Raw genomic sequence first — 25,977 nt, 5'->3', positions numbered from 1 at the left:
TTGTCATTTCAGGAGATTGTCATGAGCTCTAGAAAGATAAGCATGAAGAAATATATATTGGTCCTGACGATCGCGGCAGCATCTGTTCTGCATTTCAGTGGGATTCATGGTCCGTTCAGCTATCATGGTTTGCATCGTGAATTGTTTTTCATTCCAATCCTGCTGGCGGCGTATTGGTTTGGTCTGAAGCCTGGACTTTGGACTTCTATTCTTGTCTCGATCCTCTTTCTGACAGGGATGGAGACAGATAGTGCGCATTCCATGCCTCTGCCGGTGATGGTTTCGCAAGTTGCAATTTTCCTTTTTGTGGCCGGTCTGCTCGGTTGGCTGTCCGACCGGCAGAGGCGTAAAAATCAGGAACTCATCGCAGCAGAGCGCTTGAGCACGTTAGGCAAGACCGTCGGGGTCCTCAGTTGGGAGATCAAGGATAATCTTCATGCGTTACGAACTCTGTTCGAGCGAGGTGGAGGCTTGAGTTTACCTCGGTTCAATCAGGATTTTAATGGGGAATTGGACGTCATGGATAATATGGTAAAATCCATGACCCGGTATGCCGCCAAGGATACTCTGCAAATTACTACCGTTGATCTTAACGATGCGGTTGGCGAGATCGTGCAAAAGTATAAGCCGATGTTCAGGGACATGAATATAACTCTGGAAGTCAAGGAAGATGAAAGCGGTTGTCCGTCAAAAGTCGATTCTACCGCTATCGCCTGGGTGCTTGCGAAGCTGCTGGATAATGCAATGGACGCATCCAAGCCCGGTGACAATGTTGTTGTATCGACGTGTCGACACGGCGATCATTGTGAGCTTCGGATTGATGATCAGGGCGTTGGAATTAGTGAGGAAAACGTCTGCAAGTTGTTCTCTCCATTCTATAGCACCAAGGAAGGGGGAAGTGGCCTCAGCCTTGCTGCCTGCAAAAGAACTATGCGCGATGTGGGTGGAGATATAACGGCGAAGAGTAAACATGGTGCTGGCTCCTCATTCTCTATTATCGTTCCTCGTTGTGTTTAAATAATAGCGAGATAATAGTCAGGAATTATTGAAGTAATGATTGTGTGAGGCACGAAAGGCGTCAGGAGTTTTATGCCCCCCCTATCCTCTCTATGAAGTATGTGCTAATCTTGACGCTATCCGCTTGCTGCCCGATGTTCGGACAGAGAGAAGGGTGCGGTATCAACAAATCGGAGGTTAACTCAATGAAGATGCGGTCCATTTTTACAATCGCAATTATTGCTGTTTTTGCACTCGCTTCGGCTCCTGCGTTTGCCAAGGGTGACATGGATAAGGCCGGAAAAGGCATGATGATGAGTGAAGGCATGGGGATGATGCAAAAGGGCATGGGCATGATGCAAAAAGGCATGATGATGATGGAAAAGGGCCAGGACGGCATCAAGGATGTGGAAGAAGGCCTTAAGTCCGCCGATGAGGGGATGGGCATGATGCAGAAGAAGATGGGCATGATGGGCGGCGACAACCCCATGATGCAAGGCATGATGAAAGGCGGCATGGGTATGATGAAGGGTGGCATGGATATGATGCGTGACGGCATGATGATGCAGAAGGAAGGAAAGAACGGCATGGGCATGATGAAAGGCGGCATGGGCATGATGAACGGCGGTATGGAAATGATGCCAAAGGGAGGCCCTCAGATGGACAAGGAAAAGATGAAGAAGTAGCCCGTATTTCGGGTGGCGGCGAGTCTGCTTGCCGCCACCCAAACTGTTCCAGTTAGCTTACAGTTGAATGGCCTTTTTAATCCAGCCTCTATTCCTCTCCACCCAAGGTGGCGACCTGTGTGTTTCCGGCGTAATCCTGCAGGATCACGTCCTTGATGCCGGATATTTTGCGCACTTGTTCCTTGATGTCCATTAAGTTACGGATGATGAGTCCAACATCCTCTTTGCTTTGGTCTTCCAAATCTTCTTCCAGCATCTGGGCAGCGGACAAGGCTGCGAAAAGCGGAGAGTTGATTTCATGAGCCACAGTGCCTGCCAAGGCGGCGACCTGTTCTGCCCGCTGGCTTTCTTTGGCTTGTTCCCGGTCTCGCAATAGGCCCGTCAGTAGGCCCACCGTTATGAACAATCCACATTCCAGGATGCGCTCTAAATCAACTGCGGCCAAATCAGACCAGTTGAGTATAATCATTGGTGCGTAAAGTAGTACGATCAGTCCAGAAACACCTAGCCCTCCTTTCATTCCGAACCACAGGCCAGACAGGATAATAGGCAGATAGTAGAGTTCCCTGAGAACCACATGTGGTCGCAGGTCGGTCATGGCCGTGACATAGTGGGACGCCGAGATGGCAAGCACTAATACGGCGGTCACAATGGTCTTTGGGTTTACCACTGATGCCTCCTTTTCTTGCATGGACAGAATCTCGCTCTTTAAAGCTTTGCGCCACGCAAACGCAGAGCGTTGCTGATCACAGAAACGGAACTGAAGCTCATGGCAGCTGCCGCAATCATGGGATTGAGAAAAATGCCGAACATTGGGAAAAGCGCACCGCCCGCTATGGGGATGCCCAATGCGTTGTATATAAATGCGAAGAACAAGTTCTGCTTGATGTTTCGCATGGTCGCCTGGCTCAACCTTCTGGCCCGGACTATCCCTCTCAGGTCACCCTTGACCAGAGTGACTCCTGCGCTTTCCATGGCGACATCGGCCCCGGTTCCCATGGCAACCCCCACATGAGCCTGCGCCAGTGCGGGGGCATCGTTGATACCGTCTCCAGCCATGGCAACGGTTCGACCTTCTTCCTGAAGCCGTTTTATCGTTGCGGCCTTTCCGTCTGGCAGGACTTCCGCAATGACGTCATCAAGGCCAAGCTCGGAAGCGACAGCCTGGGCTGTCGTGGCCGTGTCTCCTGTCAACATAACGATGTACAGTCCTTCATTATGTAGTGCTTCAATAGCCTGAGGTGTTGTCTCTTTTATAGGATCTGCGACGCAGAGTAGGCCGGTCGCCTTACCATCCACAGCACCGAACATGACGGTACTCCCTTCGCTCCGCAAGGTCTCGGCCTTTGGGGTCAGCTCACGAGTGTCGATATCGTTGTCAGCCATCAATCTGCTGTTGCCCAACAGAATCTTGTGGCCTGCAACGATGGCTCCGACCCCCTTGCCGGTTACGGATTCGAATGCCTCAACTTCCTTGAATGCAGCTCCACGTTGTTTCGCTCCTGTGGCAATGGCTTCAGCCAAGGGGTGTTCGCTGTTGCGTTCAACGCTTCCTACCAAAGAGAGAAATGTTTTCTCATCCGTACCGTCAATGACTTCCATCTTGGTCAGCTTTGGTTTGCCTTCCGTCAGGGTTCCCGTCTTATCGACAACCAGCGTATCAACTTGCTTGAATGTCTCTATCGCTTCGGCGTTTTTGAACAGCACGCCTGCGGAGGCCCCCTTTCCCATGGCGACCATGATCGATACGGGCGTCGCCAGTCCAAGGGCGCACGGGCATGCAATGATAAGGACGGATACCGCCACGATGATGGCGTGCGCCATCTTGGGGGCTGGTCCCCAAATTCCAAAGATTGTGAAAGCTATTACCGCCGCGCCGATGACCAACGGAACGAAGATTCCGGCCACAGTGTCGGCGAGTTTTTGCACAGGAGCACGGCTTCGCTGGGCTTCGGAAACCATATGGACGATTTGGGACAGAAGTGTATCAGCGCCCACCTTTTCAGCCTCCACGACCAGCGAGCCTGTGCCGTTGACAGTAGCACCTACGACCTTATCTCCCGAGGTCTTGCCCACTGGTTGTGGTTCGCCAGTAATCATCGATTCGTCCACATTGCTGTTGCCGTCAATCACGACGCCGTCTACCGGTATCTTTTCTCCGGGGCGCACTCGTAGCTTGTCACCGACAAGCACCTCCTCCAAAGGAACGTCTTCTTCCGTACCGTCATCGGATACTTTACGAGCGGTTTTGGGGGCCAACCCGAGAAGGCTCTTGATGGCAGCGCTGGTCTGCCCCCGAGCTTTGAGTTCAAGCATCTGTCCGAGGAGGACCAGAGTGATGATGACGGCAGAGGCTTCGAAATACACGCCGACTGCTCCTGATTCATCGCGGAAAGATGTGGGGAATATATCAGGGAATAGTACGGCAATGATGCTGTAAATGTAGGCCACTGAAGTTCCGAGGCCAATAAGGGTGAACATGTTGAGGCTGCGGTTCATTATGGATTGGATGGCCCGGACGTGAAAGACCCATCCGCTCCACGCAACGACGGGAGTTGCCAATGCCAGTTCTAACCAGTGATACGTTTCATTGGATGCCAGATGGTCAAGATATTCCCCTCCCGGCAACATGTCGCGCATTGCTATTATGACGAGAGGAATACAGAATAATGCTGAAATCCAGAATCGTTTTCGCATAAAGTCATATTCGGGATTCTCTTCGTCGGCCTCCACGGTCATTGGCTCCAAGGCCATGCCGCATTTCGGACAACTGCCTGGCCCGTCCTGCATAACCTCAGGATGCATAGGGCATGTGTATCTTACAGCATTGGACGTAGGGATTTCTGCCTCAAGGGCCATTCCGCACTTGGGACATGATCCTGGACTGTTCTGTCGAACCTCAGGATGCATTGGACAAATATAGCCATTCGTTTGAGTTGAAGCTTCGGGATCAAGGGGGGTGGCCTTTTCCTCGATATACTCATTGGGATTGTCGGTAAATTTTTTCAAACAATGGTCGCTGCAAAAGAAATAATCTTTTCCATCAATGGACGTCTTGAGCGCGTTTTCATCGTTTTTGACATCCATTCCACAGACAGGATCTGTGTTGTTTGAATGAGAGCTTTCCTCGCGTTTATCATGATAAGATTCGCTCATGGCAGCCTCCGACTGAGTATTGTATTAACCGCTCCTGACAACAATATTAAACAATCTCATCTTATTTCGAATAAGGGGAATAAAGAATAGATATGACCTACTCTGACAATGTGTGCGTTTTTTACGCACTATCGCTTCCCGTTTTCGATTTCTTCCTTCATTCGAGCGTAGGTTTCCTTATCGATCTCCCCCCTGGCATAACGCTGCTTCAAAATCTCCAGAGGGGAGTCATTTCCATCCTTTCTGTTAGAGCTTCTCATGCTTATGAATACAAAATAAGCGATGGCGGCCACAATAAGCACCATCATTAGACCACCGAAGGGCGTATTCATCATATGTCCATCCCAGTTCCCAGAACCATTAGAGGTCATAGGAGCAACAGTATTGGCAAGAAATGTGTTCATTGTAACCTCATATAAGTTTGCAGGGGAACAAGATTTCTTGCTCCCCTGAGGTTTAGTGTCGCTTGAAAAAACAGAATAGCGACTTCTTTGGATTACAATAGGCTCCAGGATCGTTTATAAACTTGGTCATGCAGGCTGTGCTACAAAAAAAGATGTCCTGACCATCATGATTGATCTTGAGGGCATCCTTCTTCCCACAATCCACCTTCATTCCACAGACCGGATCCTTGGCAACATTTTCCGCTTCCTTAGGCTTATAGCCTTGATCGCAACATCCGCCCATACAAGCGCCTCCTTTGCAAGGTTTGGTCGTATATTATCCTTTGCCTGAGTGCCTCCAACCGTCAACACAATGAGTTCTCTTTTATTAAAATGTAATACTTATTCTCAGATGGCGCAACCGGGTGTGACGAAAAGAGGAGGCTCGGAACATTGGGTGCCAAATGGTAACCAAAGAAGCCTTACTAGGACTTCCTTCTGAAAGCCCACTCGGTGTATCCGATGTGTTCGACAAAGTTCTTGGGATTAAGGCTATCTACCACGGGAATACCGCGTGGTGAGACTCTGTCTTCCTGAGGGCGCTGGCGGGGATTGACTATCCGAGTAACTAGAAGTCGGATAAGCCCCTTTTGTATACTTATTGGCCAATGAGCCCTTTATAAAGGAAAGGACTCATTGGCTCTTTCAATTCTGGAGGGATTGCGGTTGCGATTTGATTCTAAACTGTATTGCTTTATTCTCCCCGAATCATAGTCAGGAGCATCTTAAACTTTTGCTCGGCATGAAGCGCATGAGGAATGTTGGCAGGCATGATGATCATCTCGCCTTTGCTCACTGCATGAGATTCCCCACCAATGGTGATCTGGGCCTGTCCGTCCAGGATGTGGACAACTGCATCAAACGGGGCTGTGTGTTCGCTCAGTCCCTGGCCTTCGTCAAAGGCGAAGAGTGTGATTGTTCCTGTATCCTTGTTGAGCAGAGTCTGGCTGACCACAGAGTCATCGGCATACTGAATTGATCCCTCAATTTCAAAAGCGACTCCAACTTTCTTGGTATTGCTCATATTATTTCCTTTCAAGGCTATAAGTTCTCTGCGAGTTTTCTACCGTATGCTTCGCATTCTCGGCGACCCGCTTCGTCAGGCTTCCACAATGTTTTCAATCCGTCCGTGACCACTTCTATTCCTGCTTTTTCAAGACTGTCAGAAATCATTTTGACACTCTCTCCCGACCAGCCGTAGGAGCCGAAGGCTGCTCCTTTCTTGTTCTTGAAGGCAAGCCCGTGGATCATTTCGAGCATGCCCGCCATGTGGGAGAGAATGCCTTTGTTGATGGTCGAACAACCTGCTACCACCATTTTGGAGCGGAATATCTCCGTAAGAATGTCATTCTTGTCGCGCTGCCCGACATGGAGAATCTTGATGACGACGTCTTTGTTTGCCTGGCGGATGCCCGAAGCGATCGCTTCAGCCATGTCCCGCGTGCTGTTCCACATCGTGTCATAGATGATGGTGATTTGATCTTCCTGATAATCGCCTGCCCACTCCAGATATTTCTGTACGATCTGAAGAGGATTATCGCGCCACATGATGCCATGGCTGGGGAAGATGAAGTCAACGGGCAATCCCAGCCCAACCACTTCGTTGATCTTTTTTGTCACTAACTTGCTGAACGGCGTGAGGATGTTTGCATAATATTTTATGCATTCGTTCATGAGTTCTTCCTGATCGACCAAATCGTTGTACATTAGGTCGGATGCGAGATGGTGACCAAAGGCGTCGTTGCTGAATAAGACGTTCTCCTTGTCCATATAGGTGAACATGGAGTCCGGCCAATGGAGCATCGGGGCTGAAATGAAGGAAAGGGTTTTCTCTCCCAGGGAGAGAGTGTCTCCCGTTTTGACCACCTGGAAATTCCAGTCGGAGTGGTAGTAGCCTTTCAGTATTTTTACCGCTTGGGCCGAACAGTAAATCGGTACGTCCGGTATGCGGCGCATGAGTTCCGGTAGCCCCCCGCTATGATCCACCTCGCAGTGGTTCATGACGATGTAGTCGATCTTGTCCAAATCGATTTCTCTTTCCAGATTGGCGACGAATTCCTTTCCAAAGGGGCCATAGACCGTGTCGATCAGAACTGTTTTCTCATCTCGGACGAGGTATGAATTGTAAGAAGAGCCTTTGAAAGTTGAGTACTCCTCTCCATGGAATTTTTGTAATTCCCAATCAATCTTACCGACCCAGGTAACGCTCTCTGTCAGTTTGAAACTCATTTTATCCCCCTTTATGGTGTGATTGGTTGAAGCGTATTCGCTTTGAAGCTAGCCAATTTAAAGCCAGAACTCGGGATAACGCCGCTTACCGGCCATATTGTTGACCACTAATGCGACTGCGAGGAGAAGAATCGCTCCGAGACCAACCGGAATCAGCGCATAAAAATATCCCAGGTTGTGGATCGAATCGCCGCCGATCACGGCTATGAGCGCGGTCGCACCACCCGGAGGGTGTAATGTCTTGGTTACGTGCATCAACGCTATGGCGGTAGATACGGCCAGGGCCGCCGCCAGCCAGGTGATGTCCCCCGCTATCTGAAATGACAGCACACCGACTATCGCCGAGAGGACATGTCCGCCGAGGACGTTTCGTGGCTGCGCCAACGGGCTGCGTATCGCTCCGTAGACGAGGACTGCCGTGGCTCCGAATGAACCGATCAGAAGGTTGCGGTCAATGCTATCGACAATCAAAGATTGAAATGAACCCACAAGCGCAATGCCGAGAAAGGCGCCTATCCACGACCAGACTACCTCTGAGCTTCCGACTCTGGGAGGACTCTGCGTGGTTCCTTTCATTTTTCCAAAAATATTCATCTATTACACCGTTTGACACATGGAGCTGACGAGATCGCTTCTCGTTATGATTCCGAGGGGGGATCCATCCATATTGCAGATGGGGATTCGATTTATTGAATGGTTCGTGAACAGTTGTGAGATTTCAGCCAGCGTTGTTTCCTCCCGTGCGGATATGGGAGGTTGGCTCATTATTTCATGGACGTAATGGCCTCGCAGGCCGGAAACCAAGCACTTGTTGACTGTCAGACATTCTCCAACGACGGACATGATGCCTGCGGTTGTTGGTAGTCCCATTTTGCGGAGAAAGTCTTTCTCAGAAATGACCCCGCAGACGAGCCCTTTGCCATCGACAACCGGAGCGCCACTTATGCCGTGTTCGGCCATGAAAGAAGCCGCCTCTGTGAGGCTCATTTCTTTGTTCAGGCAATGAACGGGCGCGGTCATGATCTCTTCCGCTTTTCCCAATGATCTGATTCTTTTCAAAGCCAAATCATACGATATCGAATAAATTTCTTTGAACGTCCCCGGTGTAATGTCCACATAGCCCTGCATGGCTTGCATGGCATCAAGGATGTCTTCATCTGTTAGCACTAATGGATCACACTGTTTTTTCATTATCGCTCTTTTATTTTTGCATACGGATTGGGGTGAATCGTGCATGCCAACTTGAAAGTCAGGAAAAAGCAGTGCCCGCCGAACTGCAATCCGGCGGGCACTGGGCTATTGATGTTATTTGCCAGCCATCATGGCAGCGATGTCTTCCTGAACGGTTCCGATGGGTTTGAGGTCGAACTTCTCAATGACGACCTTGGCTACATTGGGGGACAGGAATCCAGGCAGAGTCGGCCCCAGGCGGATGCCTTTGACGCCCAGGAAGAGCAGGGCGAGAAGGACCGCGACTGCCTTTTGCTCGTACCAGGCGATGTCGTAGGACACCGGGAGGTCGTTGATGTCTTCCAGTTCAAAGATTTCCTTGAGCTTGAGGGCAATGACGGCAAGAGAATAGGAGTCATTACACTGACCTGCATCGAGGACACGCGGGATGCCACCGATGTCCCCGAGGTTCAGCTTGTTATAGCGGAACTTGGCACATCCGGCGGTCAGGATAACCGTGTCTTTGGGAAGGTTTTCTGCGACTTCCGTGTAGTACTCGCGAGACTTCTGGCGTCCATCACAACCTGCCATGACCACGAATCGTTTAATTGCACCGGACTTGACGGCATCCACGACTTTGTCGGCCAATGCGGTGACCTGATGATGCGCGAAGCCGCCGACGATGGTGCCCTTTTCGAGTTCCGTAGGGGGCGAACACTGCTTTGCCTGGGCAATGATCCCCGAAAAGTCCTTGGCTCCGCCTTCAGGACGTTCGGCGATATGCTTGGCTCCTTCGTACCCCACGACGCCCGTTGTATAGAGACGGTCGAGGTAGGTGTTGCTTTTCTTGAGCGGCACGAGACAGTTGGTGGTCAGAAGGATTGGGCCATTGAAGTCCTCGAATTCCGTGTTCTGATGCCACCATGAACCACCATAGTTGCCTACGAAGTGGTCATACTTCTTGAAGGCCGGATAGTAGTTGGCAGGGAGCATCTCGCCATGCGTATAGACGTCGATGCCCGTTCCCTCAGTCTGTTTGAGCAGCTCTTCCATGTCCTTGAGGTCATGGCCGCTGATGAGGATGCCGGGCTTAGTGCCTACACCGATGTTGACTTCGGTGATTTCCGGGTTTCCGTATGTGGTGGTGTTGGCCTCATCCAGCAGAGCCATCGTTGTGACTGCGGTTTCTCCAGCCTTCATAACCAAGCCGACCATTTCATCAACAGACAGATCTTTGGTCGTAGATGCCAGTGCTTCAAGCATGAAGTCATCGATTTCCGGCTTGCGGAAGCCAAGTACAGCGGCATGTTCGGCATAGGCTGCCACGCCCTTGAGGCCGATGATCAGGAACTCTCGCAAGGAGCGTACATCTTCGTCTTCCGTGGCCTGGATGCCGACGGTTTTGGCTTTCTCCGCAAAGGAAGAAACCGGCCCACTCCATGTCGCTGCCTCGGGCAGAGAGTCTGTATATTCTTTGCCATTTTTTGCCTTGTAAGCATCCATGAATTTCGCTTTGAGCGCGTCACGGCGATTCAGGGCTTCTTCAATCATGCCTTCGAAACGGACATCATCCCAATTTGCGTTGGTGATGGTTGCAAATAATCCTTGGAGTACGAAATCGTCATTTGTCCGGTCCGGGTGTCCCAATTCCTTAAGTTTTGCTCCATATACGGCGATACCTCTAAGGACAAAAATCAGAAGATCTTGAAGATTGGCCGTTTCCTCCGGCTTTCCGCACATTCCTTTGATTGTACAACCTGCGTTTTTAGCCGTTTCTTGACATTGGTAGCAGAACATACATGTCTCCTCGCGTTAAGGGTTATCGCTTGAAAATCTCAATAGAGTAGGAAAGATACGTTACTATCCTAATCGTTATCACACTGAGTTATTAAGTCTGTTGGGGCATAGTTTAGCTTCATTGGTCGGAGTTGTCTTTGACCTGGGTCAATTAATAACACTTGTAGCCAGCTAGTCTTCTATAAAAATCAATCGTTGCTGAGTGGTTGTCGAATGCTTTCCTTTTGGCAGGCGACAGTTCATTAATATGAAAATGGAAATTTACGGCCTTCTTTTTCGTATTTTTTTTGTTTGTCAAAATTGAAGCGATTCAAGTTGGCTGGTTGCCTACGATTTCGGCGGGCGAGGGAACCCCCTCTATCCCATAGGGGAAAGGGCAAAAGATATCTTCCAAAAACAAGGCCCGCTATAAAGGCCAACACGCCAATCAAGGTATAGGTAAGCATAGGTTTCCGTGCTGTTTGAAAATGTGAGAGTGTAGCGTCTCTAAACTCAAGCAAAAACACTCTCATCGTATCTACTAAACATGACCTCATCAATAGGAATCGGTTAGTGGCGTTAAAGGAATAAATCATCGGTCCAAGTGCTGAATATAAAAAAGAGGGAGTGGCTTAAGCCCCTCCCTCTTGATATTGGTAACGGTTAGGTGGCTTACTGCTTGCCAAAAACTTCCACAGGCTTGGTGGTATCTCCACCAGTGTTCGGGAAGTCAGGGTACTTGTAGGCCTTGGTGTTGGTCTCAATGAGGTGCCGCGCTTCTTCCATGAACTTGTTGTAGCGGTGCTTGCACTCATAGAACCCATGCCACCATGCATAGTCCGGGGCCATCATGGCAGAACCCATTCTTGCGCGACGGCCTTCGTGGTGCCACAGTTCATAGTATTCGACTTCAAGGTGTTCGTCGAAGAACTTGGACTTGTCGAGCAGTCCCTTGGTGTACAGATCATCAAGCATCTTCTTGGCAGGCTTGAAGTAGTTCTCGTTATACTCTTCCACAGCCTTGTCGGTCTGGGTGTAATGATCCTCGACCCAAGCGGTGCCGTGGCACTGCTTGCAGATGTCCTTCATCTTGTCACGCTCGACTTTCCAATCCGTGCCGGACGGGAACGGCTTGAAGTCCTGCGGACGAACAGTCAGGGGAGCCTGGAGTTCCCAGGAAAGACGTTCGGTCACATCGTGGGTGGTCGGCTGCTTGCCGGAACCGGACATATGACAGGACGCACAAGTCGGGGCGCGATAATCCACACCGGGAGTCCATGCTCCGGGAGCGGAGTCGAAGTTGTATTCGTGCTTGAAGGCCTGGTAGATGTCGCCATGCTTGGATTCGTTGAAGATCTCTATTTGTGGATGATCCGGGCCCAGGTGGCACTGGCCGCAGGTCTCGGGCTTGCGTGCTTCCATCACCGAGAAACGGTGACGGGTGTGACAACTGGTACAGCTACCAAGGGATCCATCCAGGTTCACACGACCGACGCCGACATTGGGCCAGGTGGCCGGGTCCAGCTTGCCATCTTTCATCTTGAGCACCGTTCCGTGACAGTAGTAGCAACCGGTCTTCCGTTCATTGTCGGAATTCATGCCCTGATTCAGCCACGGGTCGATCTTCCACATGACTTCAATCGTGTTGGCGTGCTTGCTCTTGGAATACTGCTTGGCCTCGTCGGGATGGCAACGGGAGCAGTCTTTGGGGGTGACGGGAGAGGCGATGGGAACAAAGTACTGTTTCTCGCCCATGGGCATATCGCCTCTGGAGTAATATTTTTCATGGTCTACTGCGATATCTTTATCGCCGGGTTGTGCCTGGTGGCAGTCAAGGCAGGTGATACCTGCCGAGGCGTGTCGACTCATAGCCCAATCGGCAAAGATGCCCGGAGTTTCCTGTTTATGACATTCGATACAGGCAACACCCTGAGGTGGAGTTGCCCTATCCATGCGCAATTCCCGAACCTTCGGGAAGTTTTGTGCTGCCGCCGCTGTCGCGAAAAGGGCGGTCATCGCGATAGCCAGTGTTATAATCACGTTTCTTCTCATTCCAAACCCTCCTATTTCCCTAGAGTTCGCAGGCCATTGGCTCGATACGGAGCGTTGAACTGCTTGTAGTCGTAGAACTGTCGGACATTGTGAACCAATTCTCTGTGACAGTCGGTGCATCGGTATTCCTCGCCATTGTTGGCATAGAGTACTTTGCGATGCGCCAACATTGCTCCCCGCTTCGCTGGCATATGCAGCAGGTTGCGATGGCATTTCATGCACTGGTCATTTTTCATGGTTGACCAGACATGCTCTTTCATGACTTGACGGTCATAGGTCTCCGCTCCACCGGTAAAGTGGGCAACGACATCCTTGAGGCCGTGAGCTGCTTTGGCATAAAAAAAGTCAAACGTGTCATGTGGTGCAGGTAAATGACAGTCCATACAGTCTGCCACAAACCCTTGACCATTATTGACATGCGTTGACGATTTCCATGCCATAACGGCAGGACTGATTTCATGGCATGAGCCACAAAAAGCAGGCGTCGATGTCCTCACCATGGTGTAGTAAGTCATGCTAAAGATCGGGAATGCTATCACGATTCCAAAAGCGATGAGCAAGATCGATTTCGTTTTTCGATCCATACCTCCTCCATGTTGTATATTCCTGTTCTGACCTTTGCCCCCGGTCAGAGATGCTAAGGACTCTAGCAGGTTGAACATGAAATGGGTAGAGCTTTTTGGGAAGAGATGACGCAGGGACCATTATTCAGACCGGAGTAACTTCTTACTTCACAGGACAAGGCCCTGACTTTACTTTGGTTGGGCCTTGTCCATCCTTCTTCTTATTTGGTTTGCCACAAAATCCAATACCTTTCGGACATGCTTTTCGCCATGGATTCGAATATCTTCTCGAAAGTTTGAGATCAACCGCGCGTCTTCTGGCGACAACTGCACAACCCCCTCGACCTTGATCGTCGCAAAGTGCGTGAGGCTTTCCGACGTCTTGACGGCGGCGTCCTGGGGCCAAAGATTCACGTCACTGAAATCATTGTCTGCGGGAATTGGGTTAGGTTCCGGAACGATTCCGACGACCGCCGTCACAGTCCGAAAACCATTGCGCAACACGATTGATATTCCGGACTGGACGATAGTGCCAGGCGCGAGGCGCACTGTCTGCGCCCCTGTCGCAAGATCACCATCCTGACACGTGTCGTTGACGATCGGCCGGGACCGGCCTGATAACACCACCCCATTGTGCTTGCTCACGTAGCACTGGCCGTGAACGACACAGGCCCAGGTTTTGACCTCATCGACGTCTGGCAACCAATCCTTCTCTCGGCCTCGGCCGTCTAGGAACCTGACATCCGGTCGAACGGTGACACGTACAAGGCGGTCGGTGGAGGCTTCCGGTGCCCTGAAAATATTCCTGATCATTTCCCTCGACAGTTCCATCTCTTTATCTCCTTGTTTTCCGTTTTTATGGGCCGTCCCCTGCCTCCTGGGGACGGGTTGTGGTTAGATGCGGCCAAGCGCCATTTGCATCTTGTGCTTGGCTTCGGCCTTGCCCATTGCCTCGCCTTCCTGGAGGCCACAGTCGTAGCCCTCGAACCACTGGAGGATGATGAACTTCGCCATGCGGATGGAGAGGTCGCCGGGAAGGATGAGGGTTTCCTCGTACCTATCGTCGCCGTTTTTCCGCATGTAGAACCACTCCCATTCGGAGCCAGTGCCAGCGGCTACAATGGCACCGCCGATAACATCGGAAGTGAAGCCGTTCCCCAACTCCCTGGCGGTCATATCCAGATCTGTGTCGCTCTTGATTTCCATGATTTATCTCCTTGTTGGCCCCGCCGCCCACGGGGCCGTTGAAAGCTAGATGTTGGTTGGCCTTGCAACGCCGTAGTCGTCGAGAACCTTGACGGTTGCCTTGTCGAACCCAAGAAGTTTGAGCATCCCTCTTCGCACCGAATCGGCACCAGATTCCTCTCCCTGCTCGTATCCGGTATCGCGACCCTTCAGCCACATGGTTGCGGCGTAACCAGCCGCCTCAGCCGTAAGGTGTCCCGGGGCAGTGCAAATCAGGTCCCAGTCAGAGAAGTTATAAACCGCCCACCCATAACCTCCAGGCAGGTTGTCAGGCACAATTGCGAGTTCGTTTGCCTCGTCCTCGATGCGCGCGATACCTGCACTGGCGCACTGCTCTGCCGTCATCTTCAACTTGTCATTTCCCATTTCTTCATCTCCTTGTTTTGCGGGGTTCAGCCTCACTCCATGCATTAGTTATTTCATACCAAAATGAGCAATTTCAACTGTTTACAACAATATTTTTTGCGCTATAACCAAAACGCAAAATCCCATGGCGCTGACCGGGTTTTGTTGATTCGGACAAGACCAAAGACGGTAACACGAAAAAAAAGATTTTATGCGTTTGAAAAAGTGGAAGGAAAAAGGTTGGAAGAAGATGGAAAAAGAAAAGGCCCCCGAAGTGGGGGCCTAAAGGAGGGCTGACGGCTTGACGGGGATCAGTCGTCGGCCTTGGGAGACTTGGGTGACGCGGGAGACTTGCGGTCTGGTTCGCGGACGTGGCGGACGACAAGGAAATCGAAAAACTGACTGCCGTGTCCATCGAGCCGGAATTGTCCGGCGAGGAGGCGGAGGTGGGGACACCTCGGGGACGTATCGACTTCGTAATGCGGCTCCCGGTCTTGCATGTACCCGCGAACTTTGACCGCAGTGCCGCAGTAGACACAGCGTGTTTTGATTGTTGCTGGGCCGTCTTCGGGGATCCGCTTGCGTACTTCGGTCAGGTCGGGGAGGGCTTCAAAGCCGGTCATCTCGAAACCGGCTTTGTAGACTGTTGCTGGGGTGACGATCGGCGAACGGAGACATTTTTTCGCGATGGCCTCGTAATGCTCGATAGAGTCGAGCGATGCGACGCGGCCTGTATATTTGGAGATGTGTCTTCCGTGGATTGTGTCGTCGAGGAGACACTGGCAAGACGCGTCTGTCGTCAGGACGGCAGGATGGCCAAGATCATAGCCTGGGAGATCATAAAAATGGACGGTGCCGTGGAGCTGGAGGACGCGGAGCTTGCGCATCAGGTCGACGATATTTTGTCCATCCCAGAGCAAGTGGTGCGGCCGGATTCCGCCAGGGATAAGCCCGTGGCGCTTGAGATCGTTTACCGCATGTCCGAACTCGTTGACCGGCATTCCCGGGGTTGAGATTTGCAGGAACCCGGAACGGAGATTGATCTCTGATGCCAGGGCTTCGGGGACGGAGAATAGCTCCGGCCATGAGCAAAGAATCTCCTGCTGGTGCGCATCGTCTTTGTTGATTTCGCCGTTCTCCAGCGCCCCTTGGCGGCGTGATTTTCGTGTCAGCTTGTCTTCCATTTTCACTCCTCATTGTTCCGTGTCGTCCGGCCCCGGTTCGTCTGGGTCAGAAAAGTAGAACGACACTGATCCGTCGTCGTTTTCGACAGTTTCAACTGCCAGGCCGAAATCTGCTAAAAGTTTCTGTATGTAGCGTTTTTGGCCTTCAAAATCCTGATCTTCATCCCGGTCGTCATATTCACTGCGCCTCAATTCTTCGCCTGAGTTTTTCACCGAGTTCCCCCTTTCGTTTTGGAGTATTGATTTTTTGGCCGGTGAAAATGTCGTAAACACCACCTCCGCAATCTGCCTTTCGCAGAGCGGCTTCATAAGCCCGGACTATTTTTGCAGGTGCCTCTTCTGCTGGAGACCACTCGCAAAGGCGGAACGTTACGTAATGTAGCGTACCGTCATCGGGGAGGAATTCTGCGACGACCTCGCCGTTTTCCTCGAGATAAATCCGGATCCCTGCAAAAATATCGAACATCGAACACTGCGCAATTGATCCTACCCTTACCAGCTCGGAAAATATGGCATCGTCGAGAACGACGTCTTTTCTGCTGATTTCCACGCCATCACCCCCTAGCATTCGCGGTTAATAACGACACACAACGCGGTGTCAGGACTGTCGACGATCTCCTGCCACTGCCTAGCCGCAGCCTCGGCGTCGAAAACGAGTCCGGTCTCCAGGATCGGTTCGACAACGTCGAAACCGCGGTAGACGTATCCCTCGTAGCCGCCGCCAGGGACTTCGCGGACAAAAACATGATGAAAAACAGCCCCCTTACACATGATCACGTCGCTGACCCACAGATACCAATACGGACTCGTGTCAGTGAGGTGTTCGACGACCTCCTGCCGCTCCTCGTCCTCGAGTATATCGACCAATTGTCTGACCAGAAGGTCTTGAATCCGCATCAAACCCCCGTCGTTTGCGGTTACCGGCCAGAACGGCCAACGAATCGAAATCATAGCTCGATTCTGTTAGGCGTCAACGAGTAAAAAGAAACAAAAAAAAGAGGTTAGACTCTTCTCTGTGGTTTCGGGAGGTTGCGGTGGGAGGCTTGGGGCATGGGAGGGAGACTTGGTGGAGGACTCGGGTCATCTCGGCCGGAAAGGGAATGAAAAAGAAAAAATGGTGGTGGACCAAGAGTGGTACATAGCGGGATATATCCGACGTGCTTGTCGGATAAAAGTGTAGGATAAAAGAAAAGGGCACTTACAGCTTTTGCCGTAAGTGCCTGTAATGTCTGGTCGGGATGAGAGGATTTGAACCTCCGATCTCTGCGTCCCGAACGCAGCGCTCTACCAGACTGAGCCACATCCCGATTGCGTGAGAGGGGTGTTTAGCCCACGGGAGATTAAAAGGCAAGGCAAAAGTTGAGCCTTTATTCTAATGCCATGGACAAAGCGGCTAAATACACCTATATTTTCACGGAAATTGCGGAAAATAGGTCTTTCCCTGTCGGGGAGGGATGCGTATGTTTACCGCTTGTGGCCGGGTGAATCCGGCCTGTAGAACGGCTTGGCGGATGCCGTTTAGCTGGAACAAGGAGCCCAATACGTGATCAAAGTTCTTGTCGTGGATGACTCGGCCTTCATGCGGAAGGCCATCGGCACCATGCTGGAAAAAGATCCTGGAATCAACGTCGTAGGCACGGCGAGGGATGGCCGGGAAGGCCTGGATCTGGTGCGCAAGCTCGATCCGGACGTGGTTACCATGGATATAGAGATGCCCCGGATGGACGGGTTGACCGCTCTGAGGCACATCATGATGGAGTCGCCGAGGCCGGTGCTCATGGTCAGCTCCCTGACCACCGAAGGAGCAGAGGCCACGCTCAAGGCCATGGAGCTCGGGGCCGTTGATTTCATTCCCAAACAACTTTCCAAGGTCTCTTTGGACATCATCAAGATTGAAAAGGACCTCATAGCCAAGGTGAAGGCGGTCGCCTTGCGCAAGCTGCGTCATCGAGCGCCTGTACGTCACGCCGTGGCCAAGCCCCAGGCTCCGTCTCCGGCCCCGGCAAAGAGGCCAATGCCTACGAGGACGGGAAGGCCAAAGCGGGACGTGGTAGCTATCGGCGTTTCCACCGGAGGTCCGCCCGTGGTGCAGCAGATTCTGTCTTCGCTCCCCGAGGACTTTCCGGCAGGCATCGTGATTGCCCAACATATGCCGGCAGCCTTCACCGGGCCTTTTGCCCAGCGCCTCAACTCCGTCAGCAAGCTTTCGGTCAAGGAAGCCGAGCCCGGCGACGTGCTCAGGCCCGGCTGCGTGTTCGTCGCTCCCGGCGGCAGGCATGTGGTGCTGGACCAGAAAATCAGCCGTATCGACGTGGTGGTGACCGACGAGCCCGCCGGGGAGCTTTACAAACCGTCGGCGAACGTGCTCATCAGTTCCGTGGCCGAGGCTGTGGGCAAGCGTGCCCTCGGGGTCATTCTTACCGGCATGGGCAATGACGGTTGCGAGGGAATTCGGGCTCTCAAGGCCAAGGGCGGCAGGGCGTTGGCGCAAAGCGACTCCACCTGCGTGGTCTACGGCATGCCCAAGGCCATCGTCGACGAGAATCTGGCGGATGCCGTCGTGGATCTGGATGATCTGGCGGAAACCATTCTGTCCAATCTTTACATGTAGTGACACCGGCAGGAAACACTACGGTATGGGGGAAGAGAACCAAATGGCACAATGTACCGAGTACCTAGCTCTGCTGAAAAGCGACGATAAGGAAGTCGTGCGCGACAGTGCTTTCAGGGCGGGAGAAGACAATTGCGTGGAGGCGGTGGACGCCCTGGCCGCATTGTTGACGACCAACCATCTGGGCATTCAGGAAGCGGCGGACAGCTCCCTGCGAAAGATCGGAGGCAAGGAAACCGTGCGTGCGGTCCTGCCTCTGCTGCGATCGGATGAAGCACCGGTTCGCAACCTGTCCATGGACATCCTGCGCGAGGTCGGTAGCCAGGATTTGCCTTCCCTTATCGAGCTCATTCATGACGATGATCCGGACATCCGAATTTTTGTTGCCGACATTCTCGGCTCCAGTGACACCGCTCTGGCCGTCCAGCCGTTGTGCGAGGCGCTGCTCAAGGACCCGGAGGTGAACGTCAGGTATCAGGCTGCCGTCAGCCTCGGGGAATTGGGGAAGCCGGAAGCCGCCACTTGCCTGAACAAGGCCATAGAAGATGAAGAGTGGGTCCAGTATTCCGTCATTGAGGCGTTGACCAAAATTGGCCATTCCAGCTCGGTTGATGCCATGGTCAAGGCCCTGGACAAGGCTTCGGACCTGGTCGCCTCCATGATCATCGACGCCCTTGGAGAGCTGGGCAACGTCAAGGCCGTGACCATGCTGCTCCGTCGCATGGAGGGCTCCCACACTGCATTGCGCAACAAGATCGTCAAGGCCGTGGTCAGAATTCTTGGAGGCAAGTCCCTCACGCTGCTTAGTGCCGAGGAGCGCGAGCGGTTCCGTCAGTATCTGCTGGTGGCGCTTGAGGATGAGGATGTCGAAATTCAGGATGCGGCCATCAATGGCCTGGCGTACGTGGGCGGGGAAAAGGCTTCCGAGGGCATTCTCCGAATTGCCGGCGGGCTTGATCCGGACGGCGACCATGAACGCTATGGTGCGTCAATCGACGCCCTTGCAAGGATTGGCATGACCAACGCCCTGGAGGAGGGAGTCCTTGGCGAGGATCAGGACGTGGCGAGGGCTGCCGTCCAGGCTCTGGCCCAGATTTCTCCGGACCATTGTGACGGCGAGCATCAGGTATGCAAGGTGCTCATGGACGCTTTCTGGCAGGTGGGGCTGCCCATCCAGCGGCAGATCGTCACCGTTGCCGCCGAGCGCGGTAACATCGAAGCCAAGGATTTCTTTATCCGCATCCTGGAGGAACACCGGGACGGCACCGTGCTCAAGAGCGCGGTTTACATGCTGGGTGAAAGGCTACGGCTAGCCGAAGTGGCAGACAGGATTTTTCCCCTCCTTTCCCATCAGTATGACGACGTGAAGGAGGCCGCTCTGGAGGCCTGCATCGCCATAGACAGTCCGGAGATCCGCGACCGGTTCAAGGAAATGGCCGGGAGCGAAGACCCCATGTCGCGGCTTATGGCCGTATACGCCCTGGGCAAGGTCGGCGTGCTTGAGAATCTGGAACACATCAAGCATGGGCTGAAAGACGAGATTCCCGATATCCGCAAGGTGGCCGTGGAGTCACTTGTCACCATTTGCGACGTCAGCGAAGAGTGGAAGCCTTTGGTCATCTCCATGATCGGGGACGAAAGCAAGGACGTCAGGATGACCGTGGTCGAAATTTTTGGGCAATGCAAGGCTCCGGAATTTCTTCCCTATCTTATTGGTGCCCTGGACGATCCCGACGACTGGGTCAAGATACGGGCTATAGACGCCCTGGGCGAATACCGGGATGAACAGGCTACCGCGAGACTCATCGAGTTGCTGGCGAATCCGAACCGCTTCATGGTCCTGAAGGTCATCGAGGCCCTTGGTCACATCGGCGGAACGGCGGCTTTCCGGGCTTTGCTCGATTTGGCGGACAGCGATGAATATGAATTGGTCAGTGCGGCGGAAAACGCCATTACCGCTTTGCAGGAATCCCAGGAGTAATAGGGTACATGTCGTCGCTTTTTTCCAAGACTATTTCCCTTGGCAAGGAACTCAAGATAACTGAACAGGAGTTCTTGAGCCTGCGGGATTTCATTTATGATCAATGCGGGATATATGTCGCAGACAACCGCAAGTATTTGTTGGAGAATCGGCTTGGCAACCGGTTGAAGAAACTCAAGCTGCGTAATTTCGAGGAGTATTACAATTACCTGCGGTACGATGCGGGCAAGGATCAGGAATTGAAGAAACTGTTCGAGGTCATCACGACTAATGAGACAAGTTTCTATCGCAACCCACCGCAGTTGCAGGTGTTTCAAGAGCAGGTCCTGCCGGAGGTGCTTGAGGGATGCCGCAGCAAGGGAAGGAAGCTGCGGATCTGGTCCGCCGGTTGTTCCACCGGGGAGGAGCCTTATACCATCTCCATGATCATTCATGAAATGCTCAAGGCCGAGGTGGGGCAATGGGACATCAAAATCTCTGCCAACGATCTTTCCGGACGGGTTTTGGAAACGGCGCGCCGTGGTGTATATAATGATTATACCTTGCGCACCACGCCCAAGGAGATCGCGCAACGGTATTTTATCATGGACAAAGGAACCAACACCTTGAAGGAAGAGGTCAAGAAGATCGTCAACTTCGGCCCCATCAATCTCAAGGACCGGGCGCAAACCCGGTTGGTGGAGCGTTCCCAGATCGTTTTTTGTCGCAATGTGATAATATATTTTGACGATGAAATGAAAAAAAGAGTCATTGGGTCATTCTACGACAATCTCCTGCCGGGAGGGTATTTGATCATCGGCCATTCGGAGTCGTTGCACAATATCAGCCGGGCCTTCAAGCCGATCCACTATCCAGGAGCGATCGTCTACAAGAAGGAGGAATAGCGGAACTGGCTTGAATGGGGGGAAGCGTATCGGGGCGGATGCCCCGTGCGGCATAATTGTTTTTTTACACAAGTTTTGGAGGAAGCGAGAAGTCATGGCCAAGCATATTCTCATTGTTGATGATTCCAAGACGGTTCGGAATCTGGTGGCCTTCATCATGAAGAAGGAAGGATTCAGGGTCACTTCGGCGGAAGACGGACTGGACGGACTGGAAAAATTATACAGCGCAGAGCAGGTGGATCTCATTGTTTCCGATGTGAACATGCCGCGCATGGACGGTTTGACCTTCATCAAGACCGTGCGGGAGCAGGAGGCTTATCGCGACATCCCCATTGTCGTACTTTCCACCGAGGGGCAGGACAAGGATATTGCGACGGGCTTGACCGTCGGCGCCAATCTGTACATGGTCAAACCTGCGCAGCCTGAAAAGTTGGTGCGCAACGTAAAGATGCTGCTCGGCTGATTCCTTGATGAGGAGGCAGCGGGCATGAATCCCGCGTTGTTCGGTCCGCAAGGGGCCTGACGTCAAAACATAAGGGCATCGAATGAGCCAGGAATTTCTTGATTCGGAAATCTTAGCCGACTTTTTCATTGAAGCCAAAGAGCATTTGGAAACCATTGAGCCCAATCTGCTCGAGTTGGAGAAGTCCCCGGATAATCTTGGACTACTCAATGAGATCTTCCGTCCGATGCACTCCCTCAAGGGGGCATCTGGATTTCTTGGATTGAATAAAATCAACAAGTTGGCGCATAAGGCGGAAAATATTCTCGATGAGCTTCGCCAAGGCTCCATGCGCGTTACGGAAGAGATCATGGATTTGATCCTTTCCGCCACGGACGCCTTGAGGACCATGGTCGACAACTTGGAGAACAATGGTGTTGAGGGGGACGTCGATACCGAGCCCATTCTTGACCAGATAGAGGCGGTCCTGTCAGGCGAACCAGCTCTCGTCGCTCCGCCTGAGGTCGAGTCAGTGGATGAAGTAGCCCCCGTTGCCGCCCCTGAACCGGAAGCCGAAGCACAGGCCGAAATCGACACCGCGCCCGTTCCGCCCGCAGCGGAGAGGGAGGAGAAAACCATGACATCATCCTATACACCGCAGCCGGATCCGAATTTCGATGACACTCCGTATGGACTGACGACAGTCGGGGAGGGGCACCTTGCCGATTTCCTCGAGGAGGCGCACGAGATTATCGAGAATCTCAATCGTTGTTTGCTGACTCTGGAAGGAGGCCCGGACGACAGCGAGGAGATGATAAACGACACTTTCCGCTATTTCCATAATCTCAAAGGCAATAGCGGCATCATCGGGTTCAGGGAACTCAATGCGTTGACCCATGAGGCCGAAACTTTGCTCAACAAGGTCCGCAAGGGGGAAATGGAGTGCGGTCAGGGCATCATCGACCTGCTTTTATCCGCAGTGGACCTGATTGAGGACCTGGTGGGCAAGGTGGATCTGGAGACAAATCGGGTCACGCCGCTGGATACCAGCATTATGGTCCAATTGCTCCAACGGGTCACCGAAGAGGGTGATGTGGCCGAGGTTCGCGATTACCTGGCCAGCGAAAGGGAAAACGTCGGCGTGTCCGAACAGGCCGAAATAGAAGAGGAACCGGCTGAAGAGGTTGCGAAAGAGCCGGCAGATTCCGTTGCATCAGCAGGTGCCGCAGTGTCCGAGTACGATCCTGAGGATATTTCCTTGTTTGTGATGACCATCGGCCAGCAGCTTGAAAGCGCAGTCGTGGCCTTGAAGATGCTTCGTGAAGATCCCGGCCAGCGGGATATCGTGGACGCGCTGTTCAGGACTTTCCAGACCATTCATAACTCCACCGGGTACATGGGGCTCGACGAAATAAAGGAGTATGCCGGCCGCAACGTGGGCCTGGTGGACCAGGGCAGGAAATCGAATATGGATTTCTCCCTGATGTTGGACATTCTGGATCAGGAATTCGCCATTCTCAAGGATATGATTCTCAAGAAGGTCGAGGAGATTTCCGGTGAGCCGATGGAAGACCCGACTGTAGACGTCAAGGTCCCCGCCGCCGCTCCCAAAGTCGAATCAACTCCCAAGGCCGAGCCCGCTCCCAAGGCCGAGCCCGCTCCAGAGAAGAAGGCGGTCGCTCAGCCCAAGGCTGCGCCTGCTCCGAAACCTACCGCGCCACCCGTGCCGAAGACAGAGTCAAAGCCCGCTCCCAAGCCCGCCGCGCAGGCTGCGCCGACGGCAAGCCGGGGAAGTTCCGGAAATCAGCCTCCGGCAAAGCCCAAGGCATCGAGCACTATCCGCGTTGACCATCACAAGCTGGATCACCTGATGAACGTGATCGGCGAGTTGATCATCAACCGCAACCGCTACGCCATGCTCGCCCGTGCTTTGGAAGAGGGGCACGAGGAAGTGCATGTTGTGGCCCAGCAGCTCACGGAAACCACCTACGCCATGGCGCGAATTTCCGACGATCTGCAGGACACCATCATGAAGGTGCGCATGGTGCCCGTTCAGTCAGTCTTTTCACGTTTCCCGCGCTTGGTACGCGACCTCAGCCGCAAGTCCGGCAAGCAGGTGGAACTGATCATGGAAGGCGAGGAGACCGAATTTGACAAGTCCGTGGTCGAGGAGATCGGCGATCCCCTGGTCCACCTGGTCAGGAACGCCGTGGACCACGGTCTCGAAGATGAGCAGGAGCGTATCGCCGCAGGCAAGAAGCCCAAAGGGCATGTCTGGCTGCGGGCCTATCACAAGGGCAACTCCGTTGCCATCGAGGTCGAGGACGACGGGCGTGGCATGGATCCGGAAAAGCTCAAGGCCGTGGCCATCCGCAAGGGCATTCTCACCCCTGAGGAAGCCAACCAGATGGATGATCGCGAGGCCTTGGATCTCATCTTTGCCCCCGGTTTTTCTTCCGCCGAGAAGGTCACAGATATCTCGGGACGAGGCGTGGGTATGGATGTGGTCAAAACCAACATCAAGAATCTCAAGGGCAGCGTTCACACCCAGTCCGAAGTGGGCAAGGGGACCAAGCTCACTTTGACCCTGCCACTGACTCTGGCCATTATCGATGCTCTAATGGTCCAGGTGGCGGGCGATACCTTTGCCATCCCTCTGGACGCGGTCTCGGAGACCACCAAGATCGAGGTGGAGAAGCTCTCCGACGTCAACAAGCGCAAGGCCGTGACCCTGCGCGGCGAAGTTCTTGGTATCGTGGAGTTGTCCGAGCTGCTTGGCCTGGCCCAGACCATGGATCAACGGCAAGTGTTGCCCATGGTCGTCATTCATGACAACGATCGCCGTCTGGGCTTGGTCGTGGACCGGCTGCTGGAGAGGCAGGAGATTGTCATCAAGCCTCTTGGCCAGTATTTGAACAACTTCAATCTCAAGGGGCTGTCCGGCGCGACCATCATGGGCGATGGCTCGGTGGTTCTGATTCTCGATCCGCATGAGATCTACGCCCTGTCCACTCAGCTTGGCAGAAAGCAGGAAGCCGCGACTATAGGTGCAGGCCTGCCCGCGCCCAAACAATCCTAGAAGCACGAATATTAAAAGGCCGGGATGCGAATGCATCCCGGCCTTTTTTTGTTCATGTCTTGTTCAGCCGTTGATCAGCTCATGGACATCAGGTTCAGGAAAAGCACCGCGCTGGCTGTATGGACAAGCCAGAGGAGCAGCGCATTCAGGAAGCTCAGTCCCTTGAGACGCAGGGGAGTGGCGCTTCTGGCGATAATCAGCCAGAGAATGGCGCAAACGAGGCCCAGTCCGGCGCCCGCAGCCCAGACGATGCCCAGGGGGGTGCCCATGACAAGGGTCTTGAAGTTCTCGGGAAGCACGGCGAACAGCCAGCCCTGGCAGGCCAGGAAGCCAAGCATGGGGATCAGCGACCAACGTGCTGCCAGCTTGAGGGAAAAATTGTAGTAGTCACGTCCGAAATCATCCTTGTTGCGGCGCATGACCAGGTAGGCGCAGCTCAGTCCTGCTGCAGCGGTGAGAAGCTGGATGCAGTACATGACCGCCATGGGCGGGAGCATGGCCTGAATGGCGGGGGTGATCTGCTCCGGGGGGAGGCCGAAGGTCAGCTTGGCAGGAATGGCCAAGGCCACCATTGCGATTCCAGCCAGGGATGCGCCGATGCCGAGGATCAACCGCAGCGCCTTGGCATTGCGCATCTTTTTCCAGAAGGCCAGATAGGGAATCCCCAGAAGCGTGAACGCACCCAGGGCTGCCAGCACCAGGGTGAACGGAGTCCCCGGTGTCAGGATGTCCCTGATGTATTGAGGAAACTTTACGTAGATGAGGGCGATGCCGCCCACTTCCACGAGGATCAGCAGAATGAAAAGGATTAGGCCCATGGCGGCGGTTTGCTGTCCGTATTTTTCGTAAAAGACCCTGGATTTGGTCTTGGCCGCGATTTCGCCGAGGGTGGCGACGGCGGGGCTGCCCAGGGCGGCCATGCCGAGCAGGCTGAAGAAAGCGGGCGCCAGCATGAGGGCCGTCATGGTCAATGTCTCTTGTAATGTCATGGCGGTAATCTGTCTCCGGATAGTGTGGACGACGCGAGAGGGGCCGTCCCGTGGGCTTATGTGCCTGAAAAACGTCTCGGATGCAAGGCGCGGAAGGGGTTTCCGGCCGGCTGATTCCCAACGATTCCTTGCCAAAAACCCGTTCA

26 protein-coding genes and 1 tRNA gene are annotated in these 25,977 nt (G+C 53.2%); 7 read left to right on the top strand and 20 right to left on the bottom strand.

Features of this window, described 5'->3' with window-relative positions; translation table 11 throughout:
• Positions 1-21 precede the first annotated feature (21 nt).
• Both GM415_RS15365 and GM415_RS15360 read left to right on the top strand, forming a co-directional pair.
• A complete protein-coding gene (locus GM415_RS15365; protein ID WP_158949716.1) occupies positions 22-1,017 on the top strand; it encodes a sensor histidine kinase in 996 nt (331 codons plus the stop codon).
• Between the two features lie 110 nt (positions 1,018-1,127).
• Positions 1,128-1,682, top strand: a complete 555-nt coding sequence (locus tag GM415_RS15360; RefSeq protein ID WP_158949714.1) for a hypothetical protein — start codon at positions 1,128-1,130, stop codon at positions 1,680-1,682.
• A gap of 88 nt (positions 1,683-1,770) precedes the next feature.
• On the opposite strand, the gene GM415_RS15355 is transcribed toward GM415_RS15360, so the two are convergent.
• From GM415_RS15355 to GM415_RS15265, 19 genes are all read right to left on the bottom strand, one after another.
• The gene (locus GM415_RS15355; protein ID WP_158949712.1) at positions 1,771-2,373 is read right to left on the bottom strand and encodes a DUF4118 domain-containing protein; all 603 of its coding nucleotides are present in this window, start codon (positions 2,371-2,373) and stop codon (positions 1,771-1,773) included.
• A 17-nt stretch (positions 2,374-2,390) separates the two neighbouring features.
• A complete protein-coding gene (locus tag GM415_RS15350; protein ID WP_158949710.1) occupies positions 2,391-4,838 on the bottom strand; it encodes a heavy metal translocating P-type ATPase in 2,448 nt (815 codons plus the stop codon).
• A 128-nt stretch (positions 4,839-4,966) separates the two neighbouring features.
• The gene (locus GM415_RS15345) at positions 4,967-5,242 is read right to left on the bottom strand and encodes an SHOCT domain-containing protein (RefSeq protein ID WP_199244303.1); all 276 of its coding nucleotides are present in this window, start codon (positions 5,240-5,242) and stop codon (positions 4,967-4,969) included.
• A gap of 52 nt (positions 5,243-5,294) precedes the next feature.
• Positions 5,295-5,525, bottom strand: a complete 231-nt coding sequence (locus GM415_RS18260) for a YHS domain-containing protein (protein WP_158949708.1) — start codon at positions 5,523-5,525, stop codon at positions 5,295-5,297.
• A 450-nt stretch (positions 5,526-5,975) separates the two neighbouring features.
• Complete coding sequence (locus GM415_RS15335) at positions 5,976-6,305, bottom strand: cupin domain-containing protein (protein ID WP_158949706.1); 330 nt, start codon at positions 6,303-6,305, stop codon at positions 5,976-5,978.
• Between the two features lie 17 nt (positions 6,306-6,322).
• Positions 6,323-7,510: an anaerobic nitric oxide reductase flavorubredoxin gene (locus tag GM415_RS15330; protein WP_158949704.1), complete on the bottom strand. Its 1,188-nt coding sequence runs from the start codon at positions 7,508-7,510 to the stop codon at positions 6,323-6,325.
• A 57-nt stretch (positions 7,511-7,567) separates the two neighbouring features.
• The gene (locus GM415_RS15325) at positions 7,568-8,104 is read right to left on the bottom strand and encodes an HPP family protein (protein WP_066802619.1); all 537 of its coding nucleotides are present in this window, start codon (positions 8,102-8,104) and stop codon (positions 7,568-7,570) included.
• Between the two features lie 3 nt (positions 8,105-8,107).
• Positions 8,108-8,701: a CBS domain-containing protein gene (locus tag GM415_RS15320; protein WP_158949702.1), complete on the bottom strand. Its 594-nt coding sequence runs from the start codon at positions 8,699-8,701 to the stop codon at positions 8,108-8,110.
• A gap of 114 nt (positions 8,702-8,815) precedes the next feature.
• Positions 8,816-10,477 carry a hydroxylamine reductase gene (hcp, locus tag GM415_RS15315; protein WP_158949700.1) on the bottom strand — a complete coding sequence of 554 codons (1,662 nt, stop codon included), beginning with the start codon at positions 10,475-10,477 and terminating at the stop codon, positions 8,816-8,818.
• Positions 10,478-11,128: 651 nt separating this feature from the next.
• A complete protein-coding gene (locus GM415_RS15310) occupies positions 11,129-12,325 on the bottom strand; it encodes a multiheme c-type cytochrome (RefSeq protein WP_242012271.1) in 1,197 nt (398 codons plus the stop codon).
• Between the two features lie 194 nt (positions 12,326-12,519).
• Positions 12,520-13,092, bottom strand: coding sequence for a NapC/NirT family cytochrome c (locus tag GM415_RS15305; protein WP_158949696.1), 573 nt, complete (start codon positions 13,090-13,092; stop codon positions 12,520-12,522).
• 168 nt (positions 13,093-13,260) lie between these two features.
• A complete protein-coding gene (locus tag GM415_RS15300) occupies positions 13,261-13,902 on the bottom strand; it encodes a hypothetical protein (RefSeq protein WP_158949694.1) in 642 nt (213 codons plus the stop codon).
• A gap of 63 nt (positions 13,903-13,965) precedes the next feature.
• A complete protein-coding gene (locus GM415_RS15295; RefSeq protein WP_158949692.1) occupies positions 13,966-14,277 on the bottom strand; it encodes a hypothetical protein in 312 nt (103 codons plus the stop codon).
• 45 nt (positions 14,278-14,322) lie between these two features.
• Entirely contained in the window at positions 14,323-14,682 is a 360-nt protein-coding gene (locus tag GM415_RS15290; RefSeq protein ID WP_158949690.1) for a hypothetical protein, read from the bottom strand.
• Between the two features lie 290 nt (positions 14,683-14,972).
• Positions 14,973-15,845 carry a hypothetical protein gene (locus GM415_RS15285; RefSeq protein ID WP_158949688.1) on the bottom strand — a complete coding sequence of 291 codons (873 nt, stop codon included), beginning with the start codon at positions 15,843-15,845 and terminating at the stop codon, positions 14,973-14,975.
• A 9-nt stretch (positions 15,846-15,854) separates the two neighbouring features.
• A complete protein-coding gene (locus tag GM415_RS15280) occupies positions 15,855-16,058 on the bottom strand; it encodes a hypothetical protein (protein WP_158949686.1) in 204 nt (67 codons plus the stop codon).
• On the bottom strand, positions 16,024-16,395 hold the full coding sequence (locus GM415_RS15275; RefSeq protein ID WP_158949684.1) for a hypothetical protein: 372 nt from the start codon (positions 16,393-16,395) through the stop codon (positions 16,024-16,026). The genes GM415_RS15280 and GM415_RS15275 overlap by 35 nt, the downstream gene beginning before the upstream one ends.
• Before the next feature lie 11 nt (positions 16,396-16,406).
• Positions 16,407-16,742: a hypothetical protein gene (locus GM415_RS15270; RefSeq protein WP_158949682.1), complete on the bottom strand. Its 336-nt coding sequence runs from the start codon at positions 16,740-16,742 to the stop codon at positions 16,407-16,409.
• Between the two features lie 333 nt (positions 16,743-17,075).
• Positions 17,076-17,152 (bottom strand) — tRNA-Pro (locus GM415_RS15265).
• 236 nt (positions 17,153-17,388) lie between these two features.
• Here GM415_RS15265 and GM415_RS15260 point away from each other — a divergent pair.
• The 5 genes from GM415_RS15260 to GM415_RS15240 all read left to right on the top strand — a co-directional run bounded on the left by GM415_RS15260 (position 17,389) and on the right by GM415_RS15240 (position 24,842).
• Positions 17,389-18,456, top strand: coding sequence for a protein-glutamate methylesterase/protein-glutamine glutaminase (locus GM415_RS15260; RefSeq protein ID WP_158949680.1), 1,068 nt, complete (start codon positions 17,389-17,391; stop codon positions 18,454-18,456).
• Between the two features lie 43 nt (positions 18,457-18,499).
• Positions 18,500-20,437 carry a HEAT repeat domain-containing protein gene (locus GM415_RS15255; protein ID WP_158949678.1) on the top strand — a complete coding sequence of 646 codons (1,938 nt, stop codon included), beginning with the start codon at positions 18,500-18,502 and terminating at the stop codon, positions 20,435-20,437.
• 8 nt (positions 20,438-20,445) lie between these two features.
• Complete coding sequence (locus GM415_RS15250) at positions 20,446-21,321, top strand: CheR family methyltransferase (protein WP_158949676.1); 876 nt, start codon at positions 20,446-20,448, stop codon at positions 21,319-21,321.
• 94 nt (positions 21,322-21,415) lie between these two features.
• The gene (locus tag GM415_RS15245) at positions 21,416-21,784 is read left to right on the top strand and encodes a response regulator (protein WP_158949674.1); all 369 of its coding nucleotides are present in this window, start codon (positions 21,416-21,418) and stop codon (positions 21,782-21,784) included.
• Positions 21,785-21,866: 82 nt separating this feature from the next.
• Positions 21,867-24,842: a chemotaxis protein CheA gene (locus GM415_RS15240; RefSeq protein ID WP_158949672.1), complete on the top strand. Its 2,976-nt coding sequence runs from the start codon at positions 21,867-21,869 to the stop codon at positions 24,840-24,842.
• Positions 24,843-24,916: 74 nt separating this feature from the next.
• Here the strand turns inward: GM415_RS15240 and GM415_RS15235 are convergent, their stop codons facing one another.
• Positions 24,917-25,831 carry a hypothetical protein gene (locus tag GM415_RS15235; protein ID WP_158949670.1) on the bottom strand — a complete coding sequence of 305 codons (915 nt, stop codon included), beginning with the start codon at positions 25,829-25,831 and terminating at the stop codon, positions 24,917-24,919.
• Positions 25,832-25,977: the final 146 nt, after the last annotated feature.

The organism is Pseudodesulfovibrio cashew (genome assembly GCF_009762795.1).
Classification (GTDB): Bacteria; Desulfobacterota; Desulfovibrionia; order Desulfovibrionales; family Desulfovibrionaceae; genus Pseudodesulfovibrio; species Pseudodesulfovibrio cashew.
Note: the sequence above shows the minus strand (reverse complement) of the source record. Positions and strands in the feature narration are given on the sequence as shown.

Coding starts and splice junctions, on each gene's coding strand:
- GM415_RS15365 (WP_158949716.1), top strand. CDS start 22: ATGAGCTCTAGAAAGATAAGCATGAAGAAATATATATTGGTCCTGACG.
- GM415_RS15355 (WP_158949712.1), bottom strand. CDS start 2,373: ATGCAAGAAAAGGAGGCATCAGTGGTAAACCCAAAGACCATTGTGACC.
- GM415_RS15350 (WP_158949710.1), bottom strand. CDS start 4,838: ATGAGCGAATCTTATCATGATAAACGCGAGGAAAGCTCTCATTCAAAC.
- GM415_RS15345 (WP_199244303.1), bottom strand. CDS start 5,242: ATGAACACATTTCTTGCCAATACTGTTGCTCCTATGACCTCTAATGGT.
- GM415_RS18260 (WP_158949708.1), bottom strand. CDS start 5,525: ATGGGCGGATGTTGCGATCAAGGCTATAAGCCTAAGGAAGCGGAAAAT.
- GM415_RS15335 (WP_158949706.1), bottom strand. CDS start 6,305: ATGAGCAATACCAAGAAAGTTGGAGTCGCTTTTGAAATTGAGGGATCA.
- GM415_RS15330 (WP_158949704.1), bottom strand. CDS start 7,510: ATGAGTTTCAAACTGACAGAGAGCGTTACCTGGGTCGGTAAGATTGAT.
- GM415_RS15325 (WP_066802619.1), bottom strand. CDS start 8,104: ATGAATATTTTTGGAAAAATGAAAGGAACCACGCAGAGTCCTCCCAGA.
- GM415_RS15320 (WP_158949702.1), bottom strand. CDS start 8,701: ATGAAAAAACAGTGTGATCCATTAGTGCTAACAGATGAAGACATCCTT.
- hcp (WP_158949700.1), bottom strand. CDS start 10,477: ATGTTCTGCTACCAATGTCAAGAAACGGCTAAAAACGCAGGTTGTACA.
- GM415_RS15310 (WP_242012271.1), bottom strand. CDS start 12,325: ATGAGTCGACACGCCTCGGCAGGTATCACCTGCCTTGACTGCCACCAG.
- GM415_RS15305 (WP_158949696.1), bottom strand. CDS start 13,092: ATGGATCGAAAAACGAAATCGATCTTGCTCATCGCTTTTGGAATCGTG.
- GM415_RS15300 (WP_158949694.1), bottom strand. CDS start 13,902: ATGGAACTGTCGAGGGAAATGATCAGGAATATTTTCAGGGCACCGGAA.
- GM415_RS15295 (WP_158949692.1), bottom strand. CDS start 14,277: ATGGAAATCAAGAGCGACACAGATCTGGATATGACCGCCAGGGAGTTG.
- GM415_RS15290 (WP_158949690.1), bottom strand. CDS start 14,682: ATGGGAAATGACAAGTTGAAGATGACGGCAGAGCAGTGCGCCAGTGCA.
- GM415_RS15285 (WP_158949688.1), bottom strand. CDS start 15,845: ATGGAAGACAAGCTGACACGAAAATCACGCCGCCAAGGGGCGCTGGAG.
- GM415_RS15270 (WP_158949682.1), bottom strand. CDS start 16,742: ATGCGGATTCAAGACCTTCTGGTCAGACAATTGGTCGATATACTCGAG.
- GM415_RS15255 (WP_158949678.1), top strand. CDS start 18,500: ATGGCACAATGTACCGAGTACCTAGCTCTGCTGAAAAGCGACGATAAG.
- GM415_RS15250 (WP_158949676.1), top strand. CDS start 20,446: ATGTCGTCGCTTTTTTCCAAGACTATTTCCCTTGGCAAGGAACTCAAG.
- GM415_RS15245 (WP_158949674.1), top strand. CDS start 21,416: ATGGCCAAGCATATTCTCATTGTTGATGATTCCAAGACGGTTCGGAAT.
- GM415_RS15240 (WP_158949672.1), top strand. CDS start 21,867: ATGAGCCAGGAATTTCTTGATTCGGAAATCTTAGCCGACTTTTTCATT.
- GM415_RS15235 (WP_158949670.1), bottom strand. CDS start 25,831: ATGACATTACAAGAGACATTGACCATGACGGCCCTCATGCTGGCGCCC.